Here is a 23,974-nt window from a genome sequence, read left to right as displayed (position 1 = left end):
GTTTCTATTATTCCCACTCGATTGTTGCCGGTGGTTTTGAACTAATATCATACACTACTCTGTTCACTCCTCTTACCTTATTGATAATATCATTAGATACTTTCATTAAGAAATCATAAGGCAAATGAACCCAGTCAGCAGTCATACCATCGGTAGATTCTACAGCACGAAGCGCTACTACTTTTTCATAAGTACGCTCGTCACCCATAACTCCAACACTATTTACCGGAAGCAAAATTGCTCCAGCCTGCCAAACTTTATCATATAATCCCCAAGATTTTAATCCTTCGATAAATACAGAATCAACCTCTTGCAAAATTCTAACTTTCTCCGGAGTAATATCTCCTAAAATACGGATTGACAATCCTGGTCCTGGAAAAGGATGTCTTCCTAATAATTCCGGATCAATACCTAAACTAGCACCTACTCTGCGTACCTCATCTTTAAAAAGCATACGCAAAGGCTCTACCACCTGTAATTTCATAAAATCAGGTAATCCACCTACATTATGATGCGATTTAATGGTTGCAGATGGTCCTTTTACAGAAACCGACTCAATTACATCAGGATAAATAGTTCCCTGAGCCAACCATTTCACATCTTCTAACAAATGAGATTCATCGTCGAAAACTTCGATAAATACTCTACCAATAATTTTACGTTTGGTTTCCGGATCACTAACTCCCGCCAATTCTGACAAGAATCGCTCTCCGGCATCTACTCCCTTAACATTAAGCCCCATTCCTTTGTATTGATTCAATACATTCTCGAACTCATTTTTACGAAGTAAACCGTTATTAACAAAAATACAATATAAGTTTTCACCAATAGCCTTATTCAACAAAACAGCAGCTACTGTAGAATCAACACCTCCGGAAAGTCCAAGAACTACCTTGTCGTTTCCTATTTTCTCTTTCATTTCTGCTACAATCTCTTCAACGAAAGCATTTGGTGTGAAATTTTGAGGAACGTGAGCAATTTTTACCAGGAAGTTCTCCAACATTTGTTTTCCTTCTGTCGAATGGTAAACTTCAGGATGGTATTGAATTGCATAAGTGGTTTCACCTTCAATTTTGTAAGCAGCAAATTCCACATCATGTGTACTTGCCAATTTTACACCATTAGTTGGCAAAGCCTTAATACTATCACTATGACTCATCCAAACCTGGCTGTTTAACGAAATTCCTTCAAAGAAAAGCTCTCCTTCTTTTATAAAAGAAAGGTTTGCTCTGCCATATTCTCTGGTATTTGATGCAGCAACTTCACCTCCGCTAAAGTGAGCCAAATATTGCGCACCATAACACACGGCAAGCAAAGGCATCTTTCCTCTGATTTGTGACAAATCGGGATGTGGTGCATCTTCTGCTCTTACAGAAAAAGGACTCCCTCCCAAAATCACAGCCTTATAGCTTGACAAATCTGATGGAATATTATTGTATGGAAATATTTCGCAGAATATATTTAATTCGCGAACTCTACGCGCAATCAACTGAGTGTATTGCGAACCGAAATCTAAAATAAGTACGTTGTGTTGCATGGGCGCAAAATTACTTTTAAAATTTGGAATGGAAAAATGGATTTTTGAAATTTTTTATTTTTTTTCTTTTCCAATTTCAGCCCTTATTAATTCCAAAAAACAACACTTTCAGCACATTAATTTTTTTACTCTTTTACAATAACAAATTTTCCTTTAACCCCCTTATCCCAGTTGTCCCACAATTCTGAACGAACCAAAACTCCTTTATCATCATATATTTTAAATTCACAAGTATTCCCTCCTGATGTACCTTTACTATAAGCTTCCATTTCAAAAGTATTGAACCCTTCTTTCAAATTAAAAACAAACTGACCGTAACTGGAATACAACTCCATGATTCCCCCTATCATTTGCCCATTAATCGTTGCTTTAATTAAATCGCTATCGATATAAATATAATCACGATAGAAAACGGTAAAATATTTAGATTTGGTTCGAATCTCTCCAAAATTTTTATCGATTTTAACCAAAAGACGATCATCTTCTTTCAACCCTTCCCTAACCAAAGTTTTATCCAAATCCTTAGTCATCTTTTCCTTAATTCTATCCCCAGGATTCACATAATCATTGGTTTGCTCCATCGAAAAAGATTTTGTCTGACCAATTTGGTATTTTGAGAAAGATGGTAAAGTCTCTTCCGGTTTTTTAAACAAATCTGGCGCTTTAATAACCGGAGCATCAGTAGTTGCAGCAGGTGTTACTTTTTTAGGAGCAACTGTCGGATTCAATGGCGCAATAGGTTTGAATTTCTTGCTAAACTCACTTTGCGCATAGCTATTCATTACCAAAAACATCATTATCCCTAACAATAATTGCTTCATCGTACTTCTTGTTTTGCTTTATTAACAACCCTATAGTATCAACAAATATACCAAGCTTTCATTGTATAAAACAAAACCTCACTGAACATTAAAGAAATTTTAACCTAATAACTGCCTCAACTACGTTCAACTATTCTTTTTCAAGAATAATCGTCGCCTTATACCCTTGCGCAATATTCCATTGATTAGACGAAATTACCATTCCATTATCATCAAAAATCTTAAAATCAGCTGTATTTGGAGCCGCATAACCTTCGTTGATTGCTTCAAAATCAATTCGATTTACCCCTTTTTTCAAAGTAATATCAAATCCCTGAGCTTCCCCATTCAATAGTACTTCCGGCTGAACAATTTCATAATTCACATATACTCTTACCTTATCTCCGTCAACATAAGCCGCGTCACGATATTGTACTTTGGCAGTTCCGGAAGCGGTTTTAACCACTCCAAAATCCTGATCGCGTTTAGCTAATTTCTCCGGATCTTTTTCCTCTCCTTTAGGAATTTCATAGGTGTTCTCCTCAACATCCTGTATAACATAAGATTTAATTTTATTAAAATCTCCTGTATTAAACTTCACATCTTTTACAGGCGCCTCCTTTTTCTTTTTTTGCGGAGCCACCTTTACCTTAAATTCACTGCCAAATTCTTCCTGAGCATAAGTTGCAGAAAACACACTCAATAGTAAGCCCAAAGTAAAAACCCGACCTTTTACATTAAAATATCGATTCATCTTTTTTATCTTTTTTAATTAAAAAACTATATTCAAAAAAACGATTTTTCTGAACTTATTCCAAATAGATAACAACAAACTTTTCATTTTATTATAAATACTAACAAAACAAAAGCAGAAAAAACCAATTTTCATTTATCAAAATCATTGTTTTTTATTCTGGTATTTTTTATAAATTGCACCCAAAGATTCTAAATTTCAAACAGAGGCTTACCCCTCTAAAAATCAATTAATTACATCAAAAAAATGAAAAGAGAAAACATCCTGACAGGATCGCCATGGGAAGATAAAATGGGATATTGTCGTGCAGTTCGCATTGGAAACATCATTGAAGTTTCAGGAACTGTTGCAATTGTTGACGGTGATAAAGTAAAAGCGGATGACGCACATGCTCAAACCTTAAACATTTTAGAAAGAGTTGAAAAAGTATTAGAAGACTTAAATGCCGGCATGAAAGATGTGATTCGTACCCGTATTTTCACAACAGATGTAAGCACTTTTGAAGCAGTTGCTACTGCTCACGCTAAATTCTTTAAAGACGTGAAGCCAACTACCGGTTTTTACGGAATCAACCAATTAGTTGCTCCTGAATACCTGGTAGAAATTGAATTAACTGCCGTGATTGCAGAATAATTAAGCTTCTAAAAAAATCTTCGAGCGCAGCAAAAGTAGTTTAGCCTTCTAAAATTCACTTTTTCTGCGCTCGAATAATTTTACAACTATCCTAAAACTCCGAAATAATGGATTTCAAAAAAAACTTACTGTTTTCCGGCAAATGGATTTTAATCTGCGCTTTAATAGGTTTCCTTTCCGGATCAGCTTCTGCGTTTTTTTTAATTGCTTTAGAATGGGCTGCCCGGCTTAGAGATCAAAACTTATGGTTGCTGTGGTTCTTACCCGTTGGAGGATTATTAATTGGATTACTGTATCATTATTATGGTAAAGATGTCGTAAAAGGAAACAATCTTTTATTGGAGGAATACGAAAAACCACAAAAAGTAATCCCGCTCAAAATGGCTCCTTTTGTTCTCTTAGGAACCATTATCACACATCTTTTCGGAGGTTCGGCAGGTCGCGAAGGCACCGCCGTACAAATGGGCGGAGCCATAGCCGATCAATTTAGCCGAATTTTTCATTTGGATGCCAATGACCGAAAAACACTCCTGATTTTAGGAATCAGTGCCGGATTTGCATCAGTTTTTGGAACACCGCTCGCCGGAGCAATCTTTGCACTGGAAGTCATATTTTGCAATAAATTTAGCTTAAAAAGCGCCATCCTTTCTTTTGTAGTGGCTTATTTTGCTTATTTCACTGTTGAACTTTGGCCGGTACACCACACGCATTACCACATTCCTATTGTAGCTGAATTCAATCTGGAAAATTTCCTCTGGATTATTCCGGCAGCAGTTTTATTTGGCTTAGCAGCCATGCTTTTTTCGAGAAGCACTCATTTTTGGGGTTCACTATTTTCCAAAACTATTTCGTATCCTCCTTTACGTCCGTATGTAGGCGGAATTATTTTTGCTTTGGTCGTTTATTATTTTGGAGCTACAAAATTCATGGGACTGGGCGTTCCTTCTATTGTGGAAGCGTTTAACACTCCAAGCGAAAATTACGATTTTCTCCTTAAAATTTTATTCACAGGATTCACCTTAGGTGCTGGTTTCAAAGGTGGCGAAGTGACACCTTTGTTTTTCGTGGGCGCGACCTTAGGAAGTACATTATCAAATTATATTCCGTTACCAATGGCGCTTTTAGCCGGAATGGGCTTTGTAGCTGTTTTTTCAGGAGCCACGCATACACCGGTTGCCTGTACCATTATGGGGATTGAACTTTTTGGAATCGAAAGCGCTGTTTTCATCGCTATTTCCTGCTTCATTGCTTATATTTCTTCGGGTTCCGTGGGTATTTATCATGCGCAAACTGTAAAAGGGGTCAAACACCGATTGTATGAAAAATTCAGAAGAAACAAACTTGATGATTTCTAAGTTGGTAAAAAGAAGTTAATTTTCAAATGATTTCATAGTTTACACTAAAAAAATGTAAATTCGCGAACTATGAATATACAAGATATACAAGCAATCCAGCAACTATTGGCTACGCCAAAAAAAATTGCTATTATTCCGCACAGAAACCCCGACGGAGACGCCATGGGCTCTACATTGGGACTGTATCATTTTTTAAAAACAAACAATCATCAGGCTACCGTAATTTCTCCAAATGAATTCCCTGATTTTCTAGCCTGGCTTCCGGGTTCAGAAACTGTTCAGATATTTGAAAAAGACAAAGAAAACTGCACCAAAATCCTAAAAGAAGCCGAAATTATTTTCACTCTGGATTTCAACGCTTTTCACCGAACCGGAGAAATGGAAAAAGTACTGGAAGTACTTGATACGACTTATATCATGATTGATCATCATCAAAAACCGGATGATTATGCAACTTATATGTATTCTAACACGTCCTTTGGTTCTACCTGTGAAATGCTCTATAATTTCATTTGCTATTTAGAGCAAAAAGACCAGATAGACAAAACCATCGGAACTTGTATTTACACAGGAATCTTAACTGATTCCGGTTCTTTCAGATTCCCAAACACCACCGGAAACACGCACCGAATTGTAGCCGAATTAATTGATTTAGGCGTCGAAAATACCATTATTCCTAATTTACTTTTTGACAACAGCTCTTATAACCGATTACAATTATTAGGTAAGGCTTTGCAAAATTTAAAAATAATTCCGGAACATAAAACTTCTTACATCACGCTAACTCAGGAAGAATTAGATAAATTCAATCATGTAAAAGGAGATACCGAAGGCATCGTTAATTATGGTTTAACCATCAAAGGAATTCAGTTTACGGCTATTTTTATCGAAAATAAAGACGAAAACATTATTAAAATTTCATTCCGTTCACAAGGGAATTTTGATGTTAATGAATTTGCAAGAGCACATTTTAATGGTGGCGGACATCGTAATGCGGCCGGAGGGAAATCGGAAATTTCGATGGAAGAAACTATTGCTAAATTTGAAAATCTAGTCCAAAACCTAAATCTATAAACCTCATGAAAGCACCCCAAATTATTGCGATAAGTTTCTGCTTATGCCTTACTTTCGCTGGCTGTAAACAACATCAGGATGCACGACGCCCAATTTCCAGAGCTACCGGCGTTTTCATGAAAAAATCGGTGGCAAGAAATAAAAAACTCGTGGCTTCTGAAGAGGATTTGATCAAAAATTTGATGAAAAAAAATCCTAAAATCAACTATTTTGCTTCCACAAAAGGCTATTGGTATTCCTATGAAACCCGAAACGAAACAGATTCACTGACTCCTAAAAAAGGAGACATTGCTTTTTTTAACTACGAATTAAAAGACCTTGACGGAACAATTATTTATTCGGAAGTCGAATTAAGACCACAGCTGTACCGGGTGGACAAGCAGGAAATCATGACCGGATTGAGAGAAGGAATCAAATTAATGCGAAAACACGAAAAAATCAATTTCCTGTTTCCTTCTCACATTGCTTACGGCTATCATGGTGACAATAAAAAAATTGGTCCCAACCAACCGCTTATTTGCACCATAACACTCAATGATTTTAAACCGGAGGCGGTTTATAAAAAAGAATTAGAACAAAATAAAAACGTATTACTGATGCAGGACAGCATCAAAAAAACCAGAAAAGCAAGCGCCAAAACCAGACCAATAACTCAGGACAGCTTGGGACAATAAATAAATTTCAATCTTATGAGAAAAAGCATTCTGATTGTATTACTTCTTGTTAGCACCTTTTATTCCTGTAAAAAAGAATACAATAATTTACCGGATGGTTTATATGCTAAAATTGAAACCAATAAAGGGGATATTTTTTTAGAATTAGATTATAAAAGAGCGCCCATAACAGTAGCCAACTTTGTTACGCTTGCCGAAGGAAACAATGATTTTGTTACCAATGAGCATTTAAAAGGACGTCCTTTTTACGATGGTTTAAAATTCCACCGTGTAATCAATGAGTTCATGATTCAGGCCGGAGATCCTTTAGGAACCGGTTCCGGAGATGCAGGCTATAAATTTAAAGACGAATTTAACAGCGATGTAATTTTTGACAAAGGCGGACTTTTGGCTATGGCTAATAATGGTCCGGCAACTAACAGCAGTCAGTTTTTTATCACTCACGTTCCTACTCCCTGGTTAGACCAAAAACACACCATCTTTGGTCATGTGGTTCAGGGAATGGAAGTTGTTAATACTATTGAACAAAATGACCTTATCGAATCGGTATCGATTGTTCGAAAAGGAGAAGCTGCCAAAAAATTCAATGCCGAAAAAACTTTCTACGATTACTTTTCTGTTGAATCCAAAAGACAAAAAGCACAAATAGATCTTGAAGAAAAACAAAAAAGAGAATACGAAGCCAAATACGGAAAAGTCATTGAAGACAAGCTCTTGTATTTTGACGCTTTAAAAGGCAAAGCCAGCAGAACCTCTTCGGGGTTAAAATACATCATTACTCAAAAAGGAAAGGGTACAAAACCAACCAAAGGAACTCAAATTACGATGAATTATGCCGGTTTTCTTGAAAATGGAAAACTTTTTGATACCAACATTCAAAGTGTAGCCGAAACTTTTGGAAAATATGATGCTGCAAGAGATCAACAAGGCGGTTACGAACCAATTCCGTTTCAGGCAGGCAGAAAAGAAGGCATGATTCCGGGATTTATAGAAGGACTTGACAAAATGTCTTTTGGAGACAAAGCCATTCTGTTTATTCCTTCTCATTTGGCTTACGGTGCCGGTGGAGCCGGAGATATTATCCCGCCTTATGCCAATCTTATTTTTGAAGTTGAATTAATTGACAAAAAATAATTCTTAAAAACAATCTTAGAAATAGAACCAATGAAAACCAAATTACTAACATTAGTTGCCTTTTTTGCCTTATTCACACTTCAGGCACAGGAAACTTCAAAAAAAATTACCAAAAAGAAAACCGAAAAAGCGGTTCCAATAAAAGAAGACGGAATCTACGCTACTATTAATACAAACAAAGGTGCTATTGTTCTGCAATTGTATTTTGATAAAACACCTGTAACGGTGGCTAATTTCGTTAGTTTAGCACAAGGTAAAAATGAATTTGTATCTGATAAAAAACGAAAAGGAAAACCTTTTTACGACGGTTTAAAATTCCATCGTGTGATTAGCGATTTCATGATTCAGGGAGGAGACCCTATGGGGAATGGTTCCGGAGATCCGGGTTATGCTTTTAAAGACGAATTTTTGTCTGACCTGAAATTTGACAAAGGAGGAATTTTGGCTATGGCTAATTCCGGACCTAAAACCAATGGAAGTCAATTTTTCATTACTCATAAAGAAACACACTGGTTAAACGGAAAGCACACTATTTTTGGACATGTAGTTCAGGGAATAGACGTAGTAAACAGTATTGCGCAGGATGATGTGATAAAAAATATTATCATCACCCAAAAAGGTTCTTTGGCTAAAAAATTCAAAGCCGAAAAAGTATTTACAAACTATTACAACAATAAAGCAGAAGAAGAAAGAAAAGAAGCAGCGGCTAAAGCTGAAGCCGAAAGAATTCAAAAAGAAAAAATGGCTGCTTTAGAAGCCGAAAAGCTGGCTTATTTCAACACTCAAAAAGCAACTGCAACCACTACTCCTTCGGGATTGATTTACAAAATAATCCAAAAAGGAAACGGTACTAAACCTGCTGCCGGAACAACTGTATATTTCCATTATTCCGGTTTTTTTGAAAATGGAAAACTTTTTGACAGCAGCCGTGAAGAAATTGCCAAAAACTACAACCAATACAACGAAATGCGAAAAATGCAAGGCGGCTACAATCCGTTTCCGTTTGAAATTGGTAAAAAAGACGGCATGATTCCCGGCTTTATAGAAGCTATCAATTTGCTTTCTTTCGGAGACAAAATAATTGCTTACATTCCGTCAAAATTAGCTTATGGCGAAAGCGGTGCCGGTGGTGTCATTCCGCCTAATGCGACATTAATTTTCGAAATGGAAATTTTCGACAAACAGAAATAAAATCCAAACACAAAAATCCTTAAAATCCGGTTTGTTATCGCAAATCGGATTTTTTATTTATACCAAAAACGAAAAGTCTCCGTCTTTTTTTGTTATATTAGAGAAAAATTAAACGATGAATGTATCCAAAATAATAGCCGTAATTTTAATTGTTATAAGTCTGGGATTAGGCTATTTCGGGCTGAACAAAGTAAAAGAAAATACTACTGAAGTTAATTTTCTGGGACTAAAAATCGAAGCTTCTAATGAATCCGAAAAGCGGCAAGGCTATATTTACCTGGGTCTGGCGGTATTACTTTTTGGCGGTGGAATTTACACCATCAACAAATCGAAATAAATAAAAAAGGCTTATCATTACAAACGATAAGCCTTTCTGATTTTATAGAAAGCAGATTATTTTTTTCCAAATTTCCAGTCAAATTCATCTTTATCATTGATGATGGCACCAACTTCTAATTTAACCACTTCTTCAAATTCGGTTTGAAACAACAACCAATTATCTTCATTAAAGTAATTTTCAAACGTATCAAATTCTTCCTGCGTAAATTTGGTAATACTTTTAGAAGCCAGCTCTTTCTTAACGTCCTTAATATTTTTGCCGATAACTTTATTACCAAACAATTCTAAATCAGGACTCGAAGCCACTATATACCCCATTCTAAAAGCTTCATCTTTATAAAATGTCAAACGCATTTTATGGCTGTTATACACAAAAATCACGTTCTCATCTTCGTCTTTATAATTCCTGTCCGGCGTTCCGTAAACGGCAGTCACATCTTTTTGTGTCATCCCAAAAATGAGCTTATCGATACCGTTTTTTAGGTTTATTTTCATAGTAAATAATTTTAACGCAAAGTTCGCAAACTTTTTCACATCCGGAAAAATTTAATAATTTATTATCTTAAGATTTTATTAAAGCCAAAGAGGTTACCACATATTTTGAGTAAATTTAATATATAATGCTGATTTTTAAGTTTTAAAGCTGTTTTGCTCAAAATATCGAAACTAATAAACCATTTAACTGTTTATTTCGAATAAAATCTAAATCTCATGAATCTACCTTTCCAAGATAAAAAGTTTGTCTTCTTACTCCTATCCGTAATTGTTGTCATTGTTTTAGAAATTCTTTCGCTTTTAGGAATCCATTTACCAATGCCTTATGCGCCTTTTATTTTTTGCAGTTTCATTATTTTAATTGGTCATAATGTTATTTTAAACGGCTTTCAATCCCTGATTAAATTCAATTTCAGCAGTATTAATTTATTGATGACTATCGCGGTAATTGCCGCTTTGTATTTGGGCGAATATCCCGAAGCTGCGGTGGTAATTGTACTCTATGTTTTAGGAGAACGCCTGGAAGACATTGGACTCGAAAACTCTAAATCGGCTTTAGACGAATTAATTCAGAGTACTCCCAAAACTGCTTTTGTCAAAGAACAAAATAAAGAAATTCCAATTGACCAAATTGAAATTGGCACCATTATTAAGGTAAAAAACGGAGCGATTATTCCTTTGGATGGCAAAATAACTTTTGGCGAATGCCTCATTGACCAATCGGCTATTACAGGAGAACCCGTTGCGAAGGAAAAACAAACAGGCGACAGCGTTTTTGCGGGAACGCTAATCACCAATGGCTACATCGAAATTGAAACCACTAAACTTTCTACCGATACTACTTTTGCCAAAATCATCCAAATGACTTTTGAAGCAGGAGCTGCCAAAAGTGAAACTCAAAAATTCATTCAGCGATTTTCTAAACTCTACACTCCCATTATTATAGGAATAGCCATTTTAATTTTCACAATTCCGGTTTTTATTTTGGGATTGGATTTTAATCATTGGTTAAAACAGGCTGTCACCCTTTTGGTTATTGCCTGCCCCTGCGCTTTAGTGATTTCTACTCCGGTTGCCATTTATGCTGCTATTGGGAACGCTTCCTCCAAAGGAGCGTTGGTAAAAGGCGGAAAATACATTGAAGCCTTAGCCGAGATTCAGGCCATTGCGGTTGATAAAACCCGAACGATTACTTATGGAACTCCGGTTGTTTCAGATGTTTTTCCGCTTATAGGAACCAGCCGGGAAGAATTGCTTTCCTGTACAGCCGGAGCCGAAATGTTCTCCGAACATCCTTTAGCACAAGCCATCATCACTGCCAGTAAGCAAGAAGGTTTTGAACCTCATATTGCTCAGGATTTTAAAAGTATTTTGGGTAAAGGAGCTACTGCCAAATGTGTGGTTTGTCAAATAGACACCGTTCTGGTAGGAAAACTGGAATTTATCCGCGAATATCATGATATTTCAGAAGAAGTAGAAGCCATTGTTGCACAATTATCCACCGAAGGAAAAACCAGTGTAGTGGTAAGTTTTGGGCAGGGAGTAGCTGGTATCATTGGCTTAACCGATGAAATAAAACCCGATAGCCGCCAGGCCATTCAGGAAATACAGGAAGAAAATATCTCAGTGATTATGCTTACCGGAGATACCGAAAAAGCCGCTCATTTTGTAGCGCGTCAGGTGGGAATTACCAAAGTTTTTGGCAACTTACTTCCAGAACAAAAATCGGAAGAAATAAAAGCACTTTTACAACAATACGATAAAGTAGCCATGGTGGGAGACGGCATCAATGATGCTCCGGCTTTAGCATTAAGCACCGTAGGAATTGCCATGGGCGCTGCCGGAAGCGACACCGCTATTGAAACAGCTAATATTGCCTTAATGAACGACCAACTTTCCTTAATTCCGTTCCTTATCCGGTTGAGTAAAAAAACCATGAAACAGATTAAAGCCAACACTTTTGGAGCGATCATTACAAAATTGGTTTTTATTTTATTGGCTGTGTTTGGTTACAGCAACTTAGTTTTGGCAATCGCCGCCGATGTGGGCGTTACTTTAATTGTAATTCTTTTCAGTTTAAACCTGATGCGATTTGAAAAAACAAAATCTTAAATTGTTATTTCAACCGAACAAAACAACTCATAAAATGAATAATCCGCATATTATTTAGTAACTTTCCTTATAGCAAATTGGCTATCAGGCTATTTTAAGATTTTCAACCAAAACCAAAAAACCATGACAATCTCTTTCCAAAAAAAAATTTTTCTGGGTTTTATCATCAATATAATAGTGGTAATTGCTGCTGCATGGATTTTTTTAATCCGCATCAATACAACTCGTGACACCATGATGGATGTCAAACTCGATGCCTTAGAAATCTTTTTATTTACCCTTTCTATCCTACTCCTCATTGTGGTTTATTTCATCATTCGAAGCCAACTCAAAGCCAAAGAAAAAGCCCAGAATCTTTTGGAAGAAAATAAAAAACTACTGCAATCTATTCTTGACAATACTTCTAATCCCGTTTTTATCAAAAAACTAAATGGCGAATACCTTTTAATAAATAAAAATTTCGGAGAACTTTTTGGCACAACTAACGAACGCATTATCGGAAAAACCGATTATGATTTTTTACCCAAAGAAATTGCCGAAATGTATCGTAATTCAGATTTAGAAGTAGCCAAAAAACTCACCGAATTAAAATCGGAAGAAACCATCGAACAAAAAGACGGAATACATACTTATATCGCGGTTAAATTTCCTTTATATGATGCAACAGGCAGAATTTATGCTATTGGCGGTATCTCGACCGATATTACCGAAAGAAAAAAACTAGAAGATTCTCTCAGAGCTACCGATGCCTTTTTTAACATGTCTTTTGATATTTTTACGGTTGCCAAAAACGACCATTTTATCAAAATCAACGCGGCTTTTACCAATACTTTAGGCTACACCCAACAAGATCTGGACGAAATAAAATTCATGGATTTAACTCACCCCGAGGATCGCGCTACTTCCGATGAAGTATTGGCTGAAATTCGAAAAGGTAAAACCGTGATTAGCTTTAAAAACAGAGTACGCCACAAAGACGGTTCCTACCGATGGCTGGACTGGAACAGCAATATCGACCTGAAAGACGGTATTATTTATTCGGCGGCACGAGATATTACCGAAACGGTTGAAATGGGAATTGAACAACAAAAAGCCGTTGACGAATTGTATGAAAACGAAGAAAAATTGCGTGTCATTGTCGAGAATATTGGCGAAGGGGTTATTGTTGCCAATGCTGATAAAAAAGTAATTCTGGCCAATTATATGGCTAACGACATTTTTGGAATCGAAGAAGACGATAAAATTTCAACGGATTTAACCGCTCATTTCGAACTCTATTTCCCGGACGAAAAAACGGTTTTTCCGGCACAAAACCTGCCGATGGAACGCGCTTTTAATGGCGAAATAACCGACGATGTTGATGTCGTACTTTGGGATCCGGATTCCCGCGAAAAGAGAAGAGTCTTAATCAGTGGACGACCTTTAGTAGATCAGGACAACAATATTGTAGCTGCCGTAGTAACCATCAAAGACATTAGCCAATACAAAAAAATGGAAGAAGAACTCGAAGAAACCGAAAACAAATACCGCAAACTCATTGGCTTCAAAAATGATAAAAAAGACGAAAAAGAAGAAGACAAAGACAAGAAAAAACCTTTAGAATAAATCATAAAAAAAGCGTTAAGTTTTATCTTAACGCTTTTGTATTTTATACTTTTTTATTTCAAAATTTTTATTCTTCTATAGTTATTTCAGTCTTAGAACTAAGTTGTGCAACAAATACATAAGAAAGAATATAATCATAAACAAATTGAGTTCCAGAAACAACACAATACGTAAAAAATTCTTGATCCATATATTTCCATTGTAATTTGATCAAAGAAGCTTTTTTATTTTTATGCATTAATTCAGAAACAATATCAACTTTATGACCAATTATAGCATATTGACGTTTAAGTGAAATACTCGAAAAAGAAACCATGTGCAAATATGTTTCAACATCAAAATTTTCACTTCTCATTTCCTCTAATGCTTTTTTGCTATAGCGTAATTCAGGAAACAACTGAGTACTATCAATAGACATTCTAAGAAACTCATCCACTTTCATCTCTTCATTTGAAAGCAATTTATAACTCAATAATTTTAAATCACTAGCTATAAAATAACTCGGAGGATCAAAAAGTAACCTATCTAATTTAGGTTTCCAAGTATATTCCGTTGAATCAGTAACCATAACTGTATTATAATTACTTTGAGAAAAACAGTTTGGAAACAAAATAATAAAAAACAGAATGCACAAATATTTTTTCACAATAGTCTTTTTTAATTTAACATAGAAGGAATAACATAACCGCTATATTGTTCAAAAACCTTTGTTCCTCCAGTCCCTCCTGAAACAGTAAAACTAGCACTCGAAAATGATAACGAAATTGTTACATTATCCCAAATACTTTTATATTGCAAAACAATAGCCATAACAAATTCACAATACCCATCATATTGCTGATATGGTGTATACGCCCTAAAATTAGTTACTTGAACTTCTGCATCAGCTATACCGCTCGCACTTTGATAGGTATAACCATTAAAACTACGTGATTCAATAACTTTTTTACAATTACCATTTTCTAAAAAACTCGAACCAGTGACCGTTATTTCTGCTCTTGCCTCCGCTACATTCCCTCCAAAATAAGATGTCAAGATATAAGGTAGAACTTTATAATATGAAATAGCTTTTCGACCACTAGTTGGACAATCATAATATCCGTAATCATCTTCTACTGTTGCTTCAGCTTCAATTTTACTAAATAAAGAACCTGCTTTTTTATTTTTAGTTGTAATTGTTGGAGAATTTAAAATAACATAATTTGATATAATATCATCATATAAAAATTCATTTTTTTTGAAATAAGCTTGTGTGAAAATTATTTCACCATCCAAATCCCATTTTAAGTCTACAACCTGCAAATTAATTTCTTCCTCTATTAATTTAGAAATATATTCTTTCTTCTTTCTAATATAATCCGAATTAGATTCATCTGAATTATCAAAAGATTTTATGCCAAAATTATTTATCAAATCTAGATTATCCACAGAATTACGTTGTACTCTTACAGTTTTTGATTTATCAAATTCAGGAATTATTCTTTTTTTATCTTTCACTAAATTGAAGGATAATAATTTTAAATTATTCATTCGAAAAAAGCCATCTTTATCTTCAATAATACCATTTAAAGCATCTCGATAATCAGTAAATTGGTGTTTACTAATCTCTGTTTTCTCTTTTTGATACGAGAAATTTTCTTGTAAACCATTTTCATTGTTAGATAAATTGACATTATTATTTTCACAATTCAAAAAAAACAGTTAAAATTAAAACATTAATCAAAAATAAACGTAAGTAAAAAATAGATTTCATAATTATGCATTTTTAAGCTAACCTTATAAAGGTAAGTTTTTTTTTATTTAATAAATAAAAAATATTATTTTTTTTACAAAAATATCTTTAAAGAAAATCTAAAGTCCATTAGCCTACTAATACATAAAAATTTTAAACAAACATGAATCCATAAAAAAAGCGTTAAGTTTTATCTTAACGCTTTTGTATTTTTTTACTCTTCTTCCTCGTACATTTCGTCATATCGGGCAGGAATCTGAGGATCAAAAAGCGGACATTTGAATTCTTCCATAATATCTACTAATTTATCCATAGTTTTCCCCTGAGTTCCGTAACAATCAATCTGTACAATTTGAGGCGTAGTTTTTACCTGAAAAGCACCAACACCGTCCTTATTTTTCCAACTGTTTTCATCTACCCGTTCCCATTTTGAAAATACCGAAGCAATGCGATTCAAAATTACTTCTACAGGTAAAACTTCTAAACCTTCAATAGTTTCCTGCTCGTCTATAGCTTCGTAAACAAGCTGATGGTTTAAATAAACCTCTTCTAAATATTTCCAAAAAACTAATTCGTACATGTTTTTTTGAGTTGCTGAGTAGCTAAGTTTCTGAGATACTTAGAAACTCAGCAACTTAGTAACTCTTTAATAATTAATATTCAAAAGTTCCGTATTCGCTACTGATAGTTAACTTTTTACTTTCAGAAGCTTCTACTCTACCTACAATTTGCGCATTAACATTGAACGATTTTGAAATCGCAATAATATCTTCTGCAATTGCAGCAGGAACATACAATTCCATACGGTGACCGCAGTTGAAAACCTGATACATTTCTTTCCAATCGGTTTTTGATTGCTCCTGAATCAATTGAAACAATGGCGGAACAGGAAATAAATTATCTTTTATAATATGTAAATTATCTACAAAATGTAAAATCTTAGTTTGGGCTCCACCACTACAGTGAACCATACCGTGAATTTCATTTGCCGAATATTTATCTAAAACTTGTTTGATAATTGGCGCATAAGTACGCGTTGGCGAAAGCACTAATTGTCCGGCGTCAATTGGTGAATTTGCAACAGCATCCGTCAATTGTACCTGACCGGAATAAATTAATTCTTCCGGAACAGCTGCATCATAACTCTCTGGATATTTTGTTGCCAAATACTTCCCAAAAACATCATGACGAGCCGATGTCAATCCGTTACTTCCCATTCCTCCGTTATAGCTTTTTTCATAAGAAGCCTGACCGAAAGATTCTAATCCAACGATTACATCACCCGCCTGAATATTAACATTATCAATTACTTTAGAACGTTTCATTCGGGCAGTCACTGTCGAATCCACAATAATGGTACGAACGATATCACCCACATCAGCCGTTTCTCCTCCGGTTGAATGAATACTTACTCCGAAAGAAGCCAACTCTTGGATTAATTCTTCCGTTCCGTTGATAATCGCCGAAATTACTTCAGCAGGAATTAAATTTTTATTTCTTCCAATAGTAGAAGAAAGCAAAATATTATCGGTTGCTCCTACACATAGTAAATCGTCAATATTCATGATTAAAGCGTCCTGAGCAATACCTTTCCAAACGGATAAATCTCCGGTTTCTTTCCAATACATGTAAGCCAATGAGGATTTGGTTCCCGCTCCGTCCGCGTGCATAATCAAACAATAATCATCGTCCTGGGTTAAATAATCCGGAACAATTTTGCAAAATGCTTTAGGAAACAATCCTTTATCAATATTTTTTATTGCATTGTGTACATCTTCTTTAGATGCCGAAACACCACGCTGTGCGTATCTTTTTGAAGTATCTGAACTCATGAATTCTATTTGTGTAGTTGCCGGGCAACTTGATTTTGGCGCAAAGATAATTATTTTTTAGAAGTTAGAGGTTAAAAGTTAGAGGTTAGAAGCCCTCGCCCCTAACCTCTAACTCAAAACCTGTAACTACTATATTATTTCGTAAACAATAACTCCCTGTATTTAGTCAAAGTCCACAACTCATTATCTACTAATAATTCTAATTTGTCACAATGATTTCTGATGATTTCAAAATAAGGCTTCACTTTGTTACAATAAGCTTCAGCAGTTTTTTGAGCATTGTTCAGCGCATTAGCTTTCTTTCTTTCATTAGTCATCTCTTCCACCTTGGCATTAATTCCTTCAATATGAACCGAAATTTCTTTAATCAAACCGATTTGTTCTTTAGCAATAGATTCGAATTCTTTCCCGAAAATATCCTTCAAACCTTTTACATTTTCGATTAAAGTATTTTGATAACGAATAGCCGTTGGAATCACATGGTTTTTAGAAATATCACCTAAAACTCTACTTTCAATTTGGATTTTTTTCGTGTATTCTTCCAATTCAATCTCGTAACGCGCTTCCATTTCGATGTGATTCATAATTCCTAATTCGGAAAACAAATCCAAGGCACGTTTAGAAGCTCTGGCTTTCAAAGCCTCCGGAGTTGTTTTAAAGTTACTCAACCCTCTTTTCTTCGCTTCTTTTTCCCAGGCTTCGCTATAACCGTCACCTTCAAAAAGAATATTTTTCGATACTTTAATATATTCTCTCAAAACATTAAAAATAGCATCGTCTTTTTTCATGGCTTTGGATTCAATCAAAGCATCTACCTCCGCTTTAAAATCTCTTAATTGTTTGGCTACAATAGTATTCAAAGTAGTCATTGCATTCGAACAGTTTGCAGAAGAACCCACTGCTCTGAACTCAAATTTATTTCCGGTAAAAGCAAAAGGAGACGTTCGGTTTCTGTCGGTATTATCCAAAATTACTTCCGGAATTTTCCCAACTACATTTAGCTTTAAATCAGTTTTTTCCTCCGGAGATAATTTCCCTCTGGTCACACTTTCTAATTCAGCTAAAACTTTGGTTAATTGTTCCCCAATAAATACCGAAATAATTGCAGGAGGAGCCTCATTAGCTCCTAAACGGTGGTCGTTACTTGCTGTAGCAATCGAAGCACGCAACAATTCTTCATAATCATTTACCGCTTTGATGGTATTAATAAAAAAAGTCAGGAATTGCAAGTTACTCATTGGCGTTTTGCTCGGACTCAATAAATTCACTCCTGTGTCCGTTGCCAGCGACCAGTTATTATGTTTTCCGGAACCATTTACTCCTTTAAATGGTTTTTCATGCAAAAGCACTTTAAACTCATGACGTTCAGCTACTTTTTGCATAATATCCATCAACAAACAGTTGTGATCCACCGCTAAATTAGTCTCTTCAAAAATAGGAGCCAACTCAAATTGGTTTGGCGCTACCTCGTTATGACGGGTTTTTACCGGAATTCCAAGCAGCATACATTCCTGTTCCAAATCGCGCATATAGGTCAAGGCGCGAGTAGGAATTGAACCAAAATAATGATCGTCTAATTGTTGTCCTTTAGCCGAAGTATGTCCTAATAAAGTTCTTCCCGTCATCATCAAATCAGGACGGGAATGTGCCAAAGCTTTATCAACCAAAAAATATTCCTGTTCCCAACCTAAAGTTGCCGTAACCTTTTTTACATTTTTGTCAAAATAACGACAAACTTCCGTAGCTGCCTCATCCATAGCTGCCAATGCTCTTAACAAAGGAATTTTGTTATCCAGAGCTTCACCGGTGTACGAAATAAAAACAGTAGGAATACACAATGTGGTTCCATAAATAAAGGCCGGAGAAGTAGGATCCCAGGCAGTATATCCGCGGGCTTCAAAAGTATTTCGAATACCTCCATTGGGAAAACTGGAAGCATCCGGTTCCTGTTGCACTAATTGTGCCCCACCAAACTTTTCTACCGGATCACTTCCGTCAAAAGAAGTTTCAAAGAAGGCATCATGCTTCTCAGCCGTAGTTCCTGTTAAAGGCTGAAACCAGTGTGTATAATGAGTCACTCCTTTAGATAAAGCCCATTCTTTCATACCCATGGCAATATAATCGGCTAATTTTCGATCAATCTTGGCACCACTTTCAATAGCTCCCTGAACCGCTTTAAAAGCATCCGAAGTCAAATAGTGCTTCATCGCTTTTTCATTAAACACATTCGAACCAAAAATGTTGGATTTTCTATGACTTTCTTCAAAATGAATGGCTTTTCTGCCGGAGGCTTCTCTTAACGCCTGAAAACGTATTGTAGACATTATATACTGTTATTAAACGATTAGTAATCAATTTCAAATTAAAAACACAAAGATAAAGAATCTTATGCTAAAATAACCGAACCCTCTATTGCTAAATTACTTTTTATTTAGCTTCAAAATTGCTTTTTTTTAAATATACCCCCTGCCAAAATATAGTAATGCGAAAAATAACAGCTGTTCAAAACAAAAGTACCCCCAAGGTTTCAGTACTAAAAAAAATATTCTATATTTGCACTTCGAAATTAAATCAAGAAAATTAATTTATATTATTATGGCAAAAATAAAGTTAGAGTACATTTGGTTAGATGGATACGAACCAACTCAAAATCTTAGAAGTAAAACTAAAGTTGAAGAGCATGAAAACTTCCAAGGAACTTTAGAAGAATTAGGAAAATGGTCATTTGACGGTTCGTCTACAAGACAAGCTGAAGGAGGATCTTCTGACTGTTCTTTAGTACCAGTAGCTATTTATCCAGACCCAGACCGTCACAATGGATACTTAGTAATGTGTGAAGTTATGAATGCTGATGGAACGCCACACCCATCTAACGGAAGAGCTACTATTGATGATGAGGATGATGATTTCTGGTTCGGATTTGAGCAAGAATACTTCATCATGGATACTAAAACTCAATTGCCATTAGGTTTCCCTGTAGGAGGTTACCCAGCTCCACAAGGTATGTACTACTGTTCAGTTGGTGGAAAAAACACTCACGGTAGAAACTTAGTTGAAGAGCACGCTGATTTATGTATCGCTGCCGGAATCAACTTTGAAGGAATCAACCAAGAGGTTGCTTGCGGACAATGGGAATTCCAATTATTCGCTAAAGGTGCTAAAAAAGCCGGAGACGAAATTTGGGTTGCTCGTTACTTATTAGATCGTTTGACTGAGAAATATGGTTACTATATTGAGTACCACCCAAAACCTCTAGGAAAAGATATGGACTGGAATGGTTCCGGTATGCACGCTAACTTCTCTAACTCTGTGTTGAGAACTTGTGGAGACCAAGCTACTTACGAAAGAATCTGTGAGGCTTTCCGTCCGGTTGTTGAAGAACACATCGCTGTTTATGGAGCTTACAATGACCAACGTTTGACCGGTAAACACGAAACTGCTTCTATCCACGATTTCTCTTACGGAATCTCTGACAGAGGATGTTCTATCCGTATTCCGTTAATCACAGTTCAAAAAGGTTGGAAAGGTTGGTTAGAAGACAGAAGACCTGCTTCTAATGGTGACCCATACAAAATTGCTGCCAGAATTATCAAAACAGTTAAATCTGTTTTGTAATCTCACAATGATAAAACTAAAAAATGCCTTCAGAAATGGAGGCATTTTTTTATGCTATAAATTAAGCCCTTCATACACAAAAAACTATCTTTGTAAAAACACAATACAATTTTTATGATAGTTTGGATCTGTTTTCTAGCGATGATTTTTTTATTCCTGGCGCTGGACTTAGGAATTTTTAACAAAACCCCACACGAAATAAGTTCTAAAGAAGCAGGAAAATGGACTGCAATCTGGATTACCTTATCCTTTCTGTTTTCTATAGTTGTGTACTGGCTTTACCAAAACAATTACATTGAAAATCCGGACCAACTAAAACCAACAGTCGCTTCAATGAAATACATTACCGGATATTTAATTGAACTTTCCCTGAGTATCGACAATATATTTGTGATAGCCATCATCTTTTCTTCTTTCAGAATTCCTAAAAAATACCAACACCGCGTCTTGTTTTGGGGAATTATTGGAGCTATTGTTTTCAGAGGAATCATGATTTATTTTGGGGTATTAATCATCAAGAAATTCGCCTGGACAACTTACCTTTTCGGAGCTTTTTTAATTTACACGGCAATTAAAATGTTTTTCAAAAAAGAGGATCACGAATACGATCCTCATAATTCCGTTTTTTACAAATACCTAAAAAAATTAACGCCTATAACCACAAAAATCGAGAACGAACATTTTTTTGTTAAAATAAACAATATCAATACCGCTACACCATTATTTGTTACTTTGTTTCTTATCGAATTAATGGACATCGTTTTTGCATTAGACAGTGTTCCTGCTATTTTAGCCATTACTTCAGATCCGTTCTTAGTATTTAGTTCCAATATTTTCGCTATTCTGGGATTACGTTCGATGTATTTCTTTTTAGCCAATATGCTCGAAAAATTCAGCTACTTAGAATACAGTCTGATTGCTATTTTATGTTTTGTAGGTTTAAAAATGATTTTCCATCATTTTGTCCAACTTCCCGAATGGGCCTCTCTTCTTTTTATAGTCACTGCATTGTTATCCGGAATTATAACTTCGATACAAAAAGACAAGAAACACAAAAAATCATGATACAAAAAAAGGAAATCTCCCGATTTCCTTTTTTATTATTCAACTTACTTAAGTATTACAATTTTACTTTCTTCACATTAGTTTCACTTATTTTTAAAGCACTCATTACTTCATTATAATTGCTGGTATCCATTGTCGCCGCAAAATCAGCAGGAACAATAACAATTCTAAAAAACTGATCTAACCTATAATCTGCTGGAATTGTAGAACGATCATTACCTTCTAAATAAATATCTACATAATCTCGGGTAAAAACATATTTAAAAGTAAAATCTCTTGTACCATCATCAAAATAATAGGTTTCGGGTAAAGCTTGCCATACAGGTCGCCCTGAACTATCATCTCCATCGTAACGATAAACTAAAACAACATCAGATTCTACTAATCGTTGAGGAAAATCAAATCCAAAAGTATAATTATTACTATTAGAAAAATCATATCCAACCGGATTCTCATAAGTAGTCCCAATGGTATCATAATCTTCTCCATCATAATATTCTTCAGTTGTAGTACAACTTGTTAAAGCAAAAAAGCTAACAAAAGCGAAAAGTGTAACTATTTTTTTCATGATAATAAATTTTAAAAGGTTAAGGTTATAATCTGTCATTCATGAACTGTGCCAAAATTAATTTAGATTATATTTTTTTCTTAAAAAAATAAAATCAAGCTATTTCATACAAACAAAAAACACCCGCATTAACGGGTGTTTTTAATTAAATTAATTACTCTATTTAATATGAAGACATCACTGTTTTTGTACTACTTCCTAAGCTAGTAGTTAATTTCACGACATAAACTTGTTGTTGTTCTAAGAAAGAACTAAAACTTACAGCTACTTCTTTCCCCAAATAACTACCTGTATCAATCATAGAATAAACTAAGACTCCTTTGGAATCAAACACTTCTATTTTCACATCTGATATATAATCAAAATTGTACTTGATAGTCAATTGGTCTTTAAAAGGCACCGGATAAGCATCAAAACTAGCGGCATCTGAAGTCATCATAGCACTAAAAGTTGTAGTTTCAATTACCGGGCAAACTAAAGGCGAAATACCATAACCTACAGGTATTCTACATCCATCAAACGCATTATTAATTTTATCAACCACATCTGCAATTGCACTAAGTGACAAACCATAAGTATCTCCTCCCCCCAAAGCCTGATTTGCCAAAGCAAACAACCCTTGAACAGTTGGATTACCTCCTAAAGCATTCACCACACCACTTGGGATAGTATAATATTCGTATTCATTATTCACAGTTCCATCAGGATTACAAGAGCGTACTTTAGCCACATCGGAACCACAACCTCCTTCTGAAGTGGCAGTTGCTAAAGTTCCTGCCTGTAATTCAAAATTACCAAGCTGACCATTAACACCTAAATTAAGGCCTAAAGTAATTGTTTGTGCTAACAAAGTATTATTAATTACTCCATTTTTCAAATAATTAGGTGGCAAATTACTGATTTGATAATCAAAAGGCGCTAATACCTTACTCATACCTCCTCCTGGTAATACTCTTATAATATCATCTATATCATCAGGTGACATCATCCAAACAGAATGTCCTGGTAAACCAATTGTCATTGTTCCTCCATAAGAAGCCAAAGCTTTAGCTATGAGTTCTGCTGTTGTATAACTAGCAAATCCGCCTTGACCATCAGGCGCACAAGACATACCTCCTTCATTACCATAATAGCCTTGAGTATAAGAACACAAAGCCGCAGAACATATTTGAACAGTGACCTCAGCTATATCTGTATTAGTACATCCATTAACAGGATTAGTAACAGTCAAAGTATAAGTACCTGCTGTATCTACTGTTGGTGTTGCAGTGTTGGCTCCGGAAACAATATGTCCGCCATTGCTGGCAACCCAGGCAAAAGTAGCTCCTGCTGTTGATGAAGAACCATTCAATACCACTGCGCCAGCACCACATAAAATTTGAGCATCAGCCCCTGCATTCGCATTTGGTGGAGTATTATTCAAAGTTACCAAAGCAACATCGGTAGCGGTACAGCCATT

At 35.4% G+C, this 23,974-nt stretch carries 22 protein-coding genes; 11 read left to right on the top strand and 11 right to left on the bottom strand.

What is annotated here, in order from left to right:
- Nucleotides 1-7 precede the first annotated feature (7 nt).
- The 3 genes from guaA to H599_RS0110150 form a co-directional block, all read right to left on the bottom strand.
- Complete coding sequence (guaA, locus tag H599_RS0110165) at nt 8-1,537, bottom strand: glutamine-hydrolyzing GMP synthase (RefSeq protein ID WP_026714039.1); 1,530 nt, start codon at nt 1,535-1,537, stop codon at nt 8-10.
- 125 nt (nt 1,538-1,662) lie between these two features.
- On the bottom strand, nt 1,663-2,358 hold the full coding sequence (locus H599_RS0110155; protein ID WP_026714038.1) for a hypothetical protein: 696 nt from the start codon (nt 2,356-2,358) through the stop codon (nt 1,663-1,665).
- Nucleotides 2,359-2,488: 130 nt separating this feature from the next.
- Nucleotides 2,489-3,091: a hypothetical protein gene (locus tag H599_RS0110150; RefSeq protein WP_035141442.1), complete on the bottom strand. Its 603-nt coding sequence runs from the start codon at nt 3,089-3,091 to the stop codon at nt 2,489-2,491.
- A 246-nt stretch (nt 3,092-3,337) separates the two neighbouring features.
- Here H599_RS0110150 and H599_RS0110145 point away from each other — a divergent pair, with 246 nt between their 5' ends.
- From H599_RS0110145 to H599_RS0110115, 7 genes are all read left to right on the top strand, one after another.
- Nucleotides 3,338-3,724, top strand: coding sequence for a RidA family protein (locus H599_RS0110145; protein WP_026714036.1), 387 nt, complete (start codon nt 3,338-3,340; stop codon nt 3,722-3,724).
- A 107-nt stretch (nt 3,725-3,831) separates the two neighbouring features.
- Complete coding sequence (locus H599_RS0110140) at nt 3,832-5,079, top strand: voltage-gated chloride channel family protein (RefSeq protein WP_035141441.1); 1,248 nt, start codon at nt 3,832-3,834, stop codon at nt 5,077-5,079.
- Nucleotides 5,080-5,148: 69 nt separating this feature from the next.
- Complete coding sequence (locus H599_RS0110135; RefSeq protein WP_026714034.1) at nt 5,149-6,153, top strand: DHH family phosphoesterase; 1,005 nt, start codon at nt 5,149-5,151, stop codon at nt 6,151-6,153.
- A 5-nt stretch (nt 6,154-6,158) separates the two neighbouring features.
- Nucleotides 6,159-6,827: a gliding motility-associated peptidyl-prolyl isomerase GldI gene (gene gldI, locus H599_RS0110130; RefSeq protein WP_026714033.1), complete on the top strand. Its 669-nt coding sequence runs from the start codon at nt 6,159-6,161 to the stop codon at nt 6,825-6,827.
- 15 nt (nt 6,828-6,842) lie between these two features.
- Entirely contained in the window at nt 6,843-7,961 is a 1,119-nt protein-coding gene (locus H599_RS0110125) for a peptidylprolyl isomerase (protein ID WP_026714032.1), read from the top strand.
- A gap of 30 nt (nt 7,962-7,991) precedes the next feature.
- On the top strand, nt 7,992-9,152 hold the full coding sequence (locus tag H599_RS0110120; RefSeq protein ID WP_026714031.1) for a peptidylprolyl isomerase: 1,161 nt from the start codon (nt 7,992-7,994) through the stop codon (nt 9,150-9,152).
- A 115-nt stretch (nt 9,153-9,267) separates the two neighbouring features.
- A complete protein-coding gene (locus tag H599_RS0110115; RefSeq protein WP_026714030.1) occupies nt 9,268-9,489 on the top strand; it encodes a hypothetical protein in 222 nt (73 codons plus the stop codon).
- Nucleotides 9,490-9,545: 56 nt separating this feature from the next.
- Here H599_RS0110115 and H599_RS0110110 read toward each other — a convergent pair whose 3' ends face one another.
- Complete coding sequence (locus H599_RS0110110) at nt 9,546-9,986, bottom strand: hypothetical protein (protein WP_026714029.1); 441 nt, start codon at nt 9,984-9,986, stop codon at nt 9,546-9,548.
- Between the two features lie 216 nt (nt 9,987-10,202).
- Between H599_RS0110110 and H599_RS0110105 the strand changes: the two genes are divergently transcribed.
- Both H599_RS0110105 and H599_RS0110100 read left to right on the top strand, forming a co-directional pair.
- Nucleotides 10,203-12,098, top strand: coding sequence for a heavy metal translocating P-type ATPase (locus H599_RS0110105; protein ID WP_026714028.1), 1,896 nt, complete (start codon nt 10,203-10,205; stop codon nt 12,096-12,098).
- Between the two features lie 123 nt (nt 12,099-12,221).
- Complete coding sequence (locus H599_RS0110100) at nt 12,222-13,703, top strand: PAS domain-containing protein (RefSeq protein WP_026714027.1); 1,482 nt, start codon at nt 12,222-12,224, stop codon at nt 13,701-13,703.
- A 67-nt stretch (nt 13,704-13,770) separates the two neighbouring features.
- Here H599_RS0110100 and H599_RS0110095 read toward each other — a convergent pair whose 3' ends face one another.
- The 5 genes from H599_RS0110095 to H599_RS0110075 all read right to left on the bottom strand — a co-directional run bounded on the left by H599_RS0110095 (nt 13,771) and on the right by H599_RS0110075 (nt 19,591).
- Nucleotides 13,771-14,349 (bottom strand): hypothetical protein, encoded by a 579-nt coding sequence (locus H599_RS0110095; protein ID WP_155960775.1) that lies wholly within the window; start codon nt 14,347-14,349, stop codon nt 13,771-13,773.
- A gap of 11 nt (nt 14,350-14,360) precedes the next feature.
- The gene (locus tag H599_RS0110090) at nt 14,361-15,395 is read right to left on the bottom strand and encodes a hypothetical protein (protein WP_026714025.1); all 1,035 of its coding nucleotides are present in this window, start codon (nt 15,393-15,395) and stop codon (nt 14,361-14,363) included.
- 254 nt (nt 15,396-15,649) lie between these two features.
- Complete coding sequence (locus H599_RS0110085) at nt 15,650-16,015, bottom strand: hypothetical protein (protein ID WP_026714024.1); 366 nt, start codon at nt 16,013-16,015, stop codon at nt 15,650-15,652.
- Between the two features lie 73 nt (nt 16,016-16,088).
- The gene (locus H599_RS0110080) at nt 16,089-17,267 is read right to left on the bottom strand and encodes an AIR synthase related protein (protein ID WP_026714023.1); all 1,179 of its coding nucleotides are present in this window, start codon (nt 17,265-17,267) and stop codon (nt 16,089-16,091) included.
- Between the two features lie 134 nt (nt 17,268-17,401).
- Complete coding sequence (locus tag H599_RS0110075; protein ID WP_026714022.1) at nt 17,402-19,591, bottom strand: glutamine synthetase III family protein; 2,190 nt, start codon at nt 19,589-19,591, stop codon at nt 17,402-17,404.
- Between the two features lie 271 nt (nt 19,592-19,862).
- Here H599_RS0110075 and H599_RS0110070 point away from each other — a divergent pair, with 271 nt between their 5' ends.
- Both H599_RS0110070 and H599_RS0110065 read left to right on the top strand, forming a co-directional pair.
- A complete protein-coding gene (locus tag H599_RS0110070; protein WP_026714021.1) occupies nt 19,863-20,882 on the top strand; it encodes a glutamine synthetase beta-grasp domain-containing protein in 1,020 nt (339 codons plus the stop codon).
- Nucleotides 20,883-20,996: 114 nt separating this feature from the next.
- Nucleotides 20,997-21,947 carry a TerC family protein gene (locus tag H599_RS0110065; RefSeq protein WP_026714020.1) on the top strand — a complete coding sequence of 317 codons (951 nt, stop codon included), beginning with the start codon at nt 20,997-20,999 and terminating at the stop codon, nt 21,945-21,947.
- A gap of 55 nt (nt 21,948-22,002) precedes the next feature.
- On the opposite strand, the gene H599_RS0110060 is transcribed toward H599_RS0110065, so the two are convergent.
- Nucleotides 22,003-22,515: a hypothetical protein gene (locus H599_RS0110060; protein WP_026714019.1), complete on the bottom strand. Its 513-nt coding sequence runs from the start codon at nt 22,513-22,515 to the stop codon at nt 22,003-22,005.
- A gap of 163 nt (nt 22,516-22,678) precedes the next feature.
- Nucleotides 22,679-23,974, bottom strand: a 1,296-nt coding sequence (locus H599_RS20890; RefSeq protein WP_035141440.1) for a hypothetical protein, incomplete at its 5' end; no start/stop codon positions are given.

Origin of the sequence: Flavobacterium daejeonense DSM 17708 (assembly GCF_000425425.1) — a bacterium.
In the GTDB taxonomy this organism is placed as follows: domain Bacteria; phylum Bacteroidota; class Bacteroidia; order Flavobacteriales; family Flavobacteriaceae; genus Flavobacterium; species Flavobacterium daejeonense.
This window is presented reverse-complemented; position numbering and strand designations above follow the sequence as displayed.